The sequence below is a fragment of the Streptomyces sp. NPDC059455 genome (genome assembly GCF_042750115.1).
GTDB classification, from domain to species: domain Bacteria; phylum Actinomycetota; class Actinomycetes; order Streptomycetales; family Streptomycetaceae; genus Streptomyces; species Streptomyces endocoffeicus.
Window position 1 is genome coordinate 13,086 of the sequence record NZ_JBHYVB010000098.1, and the last position, 4,755, is coordinate 17,840.

5 protein-coding genes are annotated in these 4,755 nt (G+C 64.9%); 1 reads left to right on the forward strand and 4 read right to left on the reverse strand.

Translation table 11 applies throughout. The features are described 5' to 3' along the window. Positions 1 to 718: 718 nt before the first annotated feature. The 4 genes from ACFXB5_RS30085 to ACFXB5_RS30100 form a co-directional block, all read right to left on the reverse strand. The gene (locus ACFXB5_RS30085; protein WP_385213480.1) at positions 719 to 1,564 is read right to left on the reverse strand and encodes an ABC transporter permease; all 846 of its coding nucleotides are present in this window, start codon (positions 1,562 to 1,564) and stop codon (positions 719 to 721) included. Beyond that, positions 1,561 to 2,490, reverse strand: a complete 930-nt coding sequence (locus ACFXB5_RS30090) for an ABC transporter ATP-binding protein (RefSeq protein ID WP_385213483.1) — start codon at positions 2,488 to 2,490, stop codon at positions 1,561 to 1,563. The genes ACFXB5_RS30085 and ACFXB5_RS30090 overlap by 4 nt, the downstream gene beginning before the upstream one ends. Positions 2,491 to 2,887: 397 nt before the next feature. After that, positions 2,888 to 3,385 carry a Clp protease N-terminal domain-containing protein gene (locus tag ACFXB5_RS30095; RefSeq protein ID WP_385213485.1) on the reverse strand — a complete coding sequence of 166 codons (498 nt, stop codon included), beginning with the start codon at positions 3,383 to 3,385 and terminating at the stop codon, positions 2,888 to 2,890. Then, positions 3,382 to 3,621 carry a hypothetical protein gene (locus ACFXB5_RS30100; protein ID WP_385213488.1) on the reverse strand — a complete coding sequence of 80 codons (240 nt, stop codon included), beginning with the start codon at positions 3,619 to 3,621 and terminating at the stop codon, positions 3,382 to 3,384. The genes ACFXB5_RS30095 and ACFXB5_RS30100 overlap by 4 nt, the downstream gene beginning before the upstream one ends. A 372-nt stretch (positions 3,622 to 3,993) precedes the next feature. Here ACFXB5_RS30100 and ACFXB5_RS30105 point away from each other — a divergent pair, with 372 nt between their 5' ends. Continuing rightward, positions 3,994 to 4,668 carry an LmbU family transcriptional regulator gene (locus ACFXB5_RS30105; protein WP_385213491.1) on the forward strand — a complete coding sequence of 225 codons (675 nt, stop codon included), beginning with the start codon at positions 3,994 to 3,996 and terminating at the stop codon, positions 4,666 to 4,668. Positions 4,669 to 4,755 lie beyond the last annotated feature (87 nt).

Here is a 4,755-nt window from a genome sequence, read left to right on the forward strand (position 1 = left end):
CGGCCCCCCGCCCGCTGCGCCGCGCGGCGCCGCCACCCCCCCCCCCCCCCCAGCGCCCGCGGCCGCGGGCGCGCCCGCGTCGCCGCCGGCCCCCCCCCCCGCTGATCCCCCCGTCTCGATCACTCCGCGCGCAGCACGCTCGCGGAACTCCGCGTCATGTGTCCGATCCCCGGCTGGACCCCACGAATTCCAACTCCCCTATGTGATGGGCGTCGTGGGGCGAGGTAAGGGCTGACTACGCATTATTCCACTCTCACCTCTTCGGGGCACCGTTGTAACGTGTGTCCTCACCCGCCCCCGGACTGCCGTCGGCACCGCCGGTCTCTGGAACCCCAGTCACAGATCGCTGCCTGAGCTGGATGAATTCCCGTTTCGGGCATGGGGGTAGAACAAGTCGGACGGTTGGATGCGGAGTTGGGGCATCCGGATTCTGGCATCTGCTGAACGGCGTGTCGCTGGTCATCGCAGGAAGGAACGGTTCGCTACTTGGGTGTCCCGACCGTTACGGCTATCGGCCTGGTCGGCGAGTTCAGGACGCCATCGCCGAAATCCCGCCACCGCACCAACAGGCCGTCGAACTACGAGTGGGTCATCGAGGGCGGCATCGAGGCTTGCTTCGGGTCTTGCGTCACGGGCACAGGCCGAGCGCACCGGGTTGTCCGGTAGCGCTCGGCCTGAGCCCGTACAGGGCGCGTCGATGGTGGTGCCTGGCCGTTTCCTAGCCGACTCGCTGCAGGGCCTGTTCGCGGTATTCGGCGACGCGGGAGCCAGACTGCCGTTGTGCCATTCGGCGCAGCACGATCGGCGCGAGGATCAAGCCGAGCATCGCCCACGCAGTGAGCACACCGAGGGTCTCCAGGTGTCGCCAGGACTGATCGATCTCCACCTTGACCATGCTCTCCGGCAGTAGGGCGGAACGCATGCCCAAGCCCAGCCAGTAGACGGGGAATACCTGAGCAACCCACTGCAACCAGTCAGGCATCGAGGTGATGGGGTAGAAGACTCCCGAGATCCCGATCAGACCCATGATCGGAACCGAAATGACACCCGCGGCACGCGGGTTGGAGACCAGCGCTCCGAACACGGCACCGATGGACTGCGTGGCCACCAGCCCGAGGGCCAGCACCCAGGCCAGCGTGAGCCAGGAGCTGACAGCTCCGAGCTTCAGGCCGTCGACGATGAACGCTCCGGGGACGAGCAGGATCACGAGGTACACCAGGACGGACCCGGAGGTGGTGACGAGCTTGCCCAGGAAATAGCCGCGGATGCCGTGCGGTAGGGACTTGGCCCGCAGCAGCGTGCCGTCCTCGCGTTCCACGGTGAGGTACTGGATCACCAGGATCATGCCCAACGCGATAAACATGCCCAGAACACTCGGCATCGCGAGGGTGCCCAGTTTGAATCCGGTGTCCTGGAACTCCCGGTCGCGCAGGAAGAAGATGGCCGTCAGCGTCGCTACGGGCCAGAGCAACTGGTTGATCATCTCGAACCCCGCGAAGGCCTGACGCAGTTCGATCAGCCCGCGGGAGAAACCGGTGCGCATCGCGGTCGTGGAGGAATTCATCGCGTCGACTCCTTCATGGAGGCCTCGCTGATGCCGTCCTGGCGGGACTCGGCGCCTCGTACGAGGGACAGGTAGGTCTCCTCCAGGGAGGAGCGGCGAACCTCGAGGTCGGAGATGGCGTCGGCGTGTGTCTTGAACAGCTCGTGGACGAACCGGGTTGAGTCGCTCTCCGACCGCACGTATTGCTGCCCGTCCAGCACCCAGCGCACTTCATCCTCACCGACGAACTGCTCGGCGAGTTCGTCGGCCGTGCCGTCGGCGACGATCCGTCCATCGTTCAGAATCATGATGCGGCTGGCGAGCTTCTCGGCCTCGGCCAGGTCGTGCGTGGTGAGCAGGATCGTGGTCTCGCCTGTCGCGGCGAGCCCGAGGATGAGGTCGTGGAACGTGTATCGCGCATCCGGATCGAAGCCGACGGTGGGCTCGTCCAGGAACAGCATCTCGGGGCGGCCCACCATGCCGATCGCCACGTCCAGCCGTCGCCGCTGTCCGCCGGAAAGCATCCTGACCGGCTTGTCGGCGTGTTCGGTCAGGCCGACGCGAGCGATCAGTTCGTCGGTGTCCCACGGCCTCTTGATCTTCTCGGTGGAGTAGGCGGCATAGTGGGAGCCCATATGCGCTAACAGTTCCCGCACCCGCCATTTCGCGTGGTCCCGCCAGGACTGGAGGACGATTCCCACACGGGCCCGCCAGGGGTCGCCGCCGTGGGCCGGATCGACTCCGAGCACCTCGACCCGGCCGGCTGAGCGTTTCCGGAACCCTTCCATGATCTCGATCGTTGTCGTCTTACCGGCCCCGTTGGGGCCCAGCATGGCCAGCACTTCCCCCCGATACGCGCGGAACGTCACGTCCCTGAGCACATCGTTGGTGCCATAGCGCATGCGTAGGCCGTCCACCTCAAGGGCGACTTCGTCGCTCAGTGCCATCGGTTTGCCTCTCGTGTTGTTGATTCCCTTGTGCCTCAAGGCTGTCTTGCAAGTGCATTGCGGCTTGCTGGCCGACCAGCTTCTTCAGCTGCCGCTGGTCAGGTGAGCCGGGCAGGCGGGCGACGCCGGGCATGGTGTGGTGGGGGCAGTGTCCAGCGTGAGTGGGCATCAGGATGTGGCCCACGACCAGCAGGGGGTCCGCTTGCGAAACCGCTTACACGGCTGGAGCGCCGGCCGATGGGGCAAGACGGTCGATGGCGCGGTCGGCAGCGGACTTCCGGGGGTGAAGAGAGGGCGGGCTTGGGGGAGCAGGGTGGTCCGCCGACAGGCGGCGACCCCTTCCGGCACTGACGCGGGCTCAACCCAGCGGCTTGGTGCTCGTCCGACCCCTTGTAGGCTACTCGTTGGGTGTTACTGGCCGCTGGAGCGACTGTTCGACGCGTGACCTCAACGTGGCCTGGTCGACTCCCGCGAGAGCCAACGCGCGCGGAACCGCGCCGAACTTCAATTGCAGGATGCCCAGGAGCAGATGCTCCGGCCGTGCGTCCTTCCGGCCGTGGACTGCTGCCAGGCCGCGTTCGAAGGCCAGTTTGGCGGACTGTCCCATCCTGGACGGCGGCGTGGCGGATGCGCGCGGTCGCGGCAGATCATGATCGTCGAGCGACACTCCGGCCGAGTGAAGGCTCTGCCTGAACTCCCGTTGCAGTGCTTCCTGGGCTGTTCGGTAGTCGAGCCCGGCCGCGCTCAGGAGTTGACCCATCGTGCTCTCCCGATCGGCGGCAATCGACAAGAGCAGATGCTCCGCTTCGATTGTCTCCGACCCTGCCTGCTGGGCCTCGTGTGCTCCACCTTCCGTGATCATTTCGACGTAGGTGTCGAAGGACTGTCGATTCACTTCCTCCTCCTCTTCAGCTCGACGCCCATGGCAATAAGGCGCCGGGCGTGCTTCTTGTGGACCGCTTGGCGAGTCACCCCGAGCGCCTCGGCGATGTCCAGCCATCTCCAGCCTGCTCGCATCGCCTTCTCCACCGCGGAGTCCTCCAGTTGATCAGCCAGTCGGCGCAACGCCACCACGGCTGCCAACTGCTCAGCGGGGTCCTGTGATACGCGGCTCTCCTCAACGCCCGTCATGTAAGCAACTTAAGTTGACCGCAGAGTCTTGTCAAGCCAGGTTGCTAAGCGGTGTGGAGGCAGGGCTCCGTGCCGACGGTCGGCCGGGGCGTCCTCCGCAGTGAATACTTCATGACAAATGCATGAAGATCTCAATGGTGCAGATGTGTGACCCGGTGCATACTTGTTTCTGCGACCTATTTCGTGTCCGTTCTGGCCGGAGGGGGTTGGCTCGGTGGATTCCTGTCGGTGATTCTTGCCCGCTGTGGGAACTCCTGAGGCTCTCCATTGGTCTAATTCTGCATCTGGCCCGGGGTTTGTTGTCCTCGATGCGCATTCTCATCACGTGGAACTGTTATCTGAAATCCAATCACCTTGCTTGTGGAGAGGGATATGGGCCAGGTATTGACCAGTTCGACCGCAGGTAATCGGAGTGGCGGAGCCAACGGATCGCGTGGGTTACGGGTCGACGGGGCCGGGAACAGGGAGGGGTGGTCCGTCAGGGCTGGGCTGGGGGCCGATGGTATCCAGGCGCGCCGGGTCGAGCTGCACTTACCCGCGGGTCTGACCTTCGAGTCCTGGCGTCACATCGGCTGCAACCTCACCATGATCACGAACTCCTCCGGTTGGTGGCTCGGTGACTGGCTGGTATATGGGGAGAAGAGATTTCCCGATCGGTATCGCGTTGTTCTCAAGGAAACCACTCTGGACTACCAGACGCTGCGGAACTACGCCTGGGTGGCACGGAGATTCCCGGCCTGTCGACGGCGCGACGCGCTGAGCCTGCAGCACCACGCCGAGGTAGCCGCACTTCCGGAGCCGGAGCAGGGCCGGTGGCTGACCCGGGCGGAAGAGGAGAAATGGTCGACCCGCCGACTGCGCAAAGAGCTTCGTCAAGCGCGTGAACTGTCTGGTGACACGTCGTCGAAAGAGGCGCCGATAAACCTCGTCATGAGTCTGGACCTCAATCGTAAGGACCTTTGGACTCAGGCGGCCGCGGCCGTCGACATGCCCCTGCTGGACTGGATCACGAAGGTGCTCGACGACGCTGCGGTTCCCGTGGATTGACCCCTCTGCCACGGCAGCGAGAAGCCGGCGCCCCCCCGGGGGGCCGGGGGGGGGGGGTGGGTGGGGTGGGTTTAAAAAAAAAACACC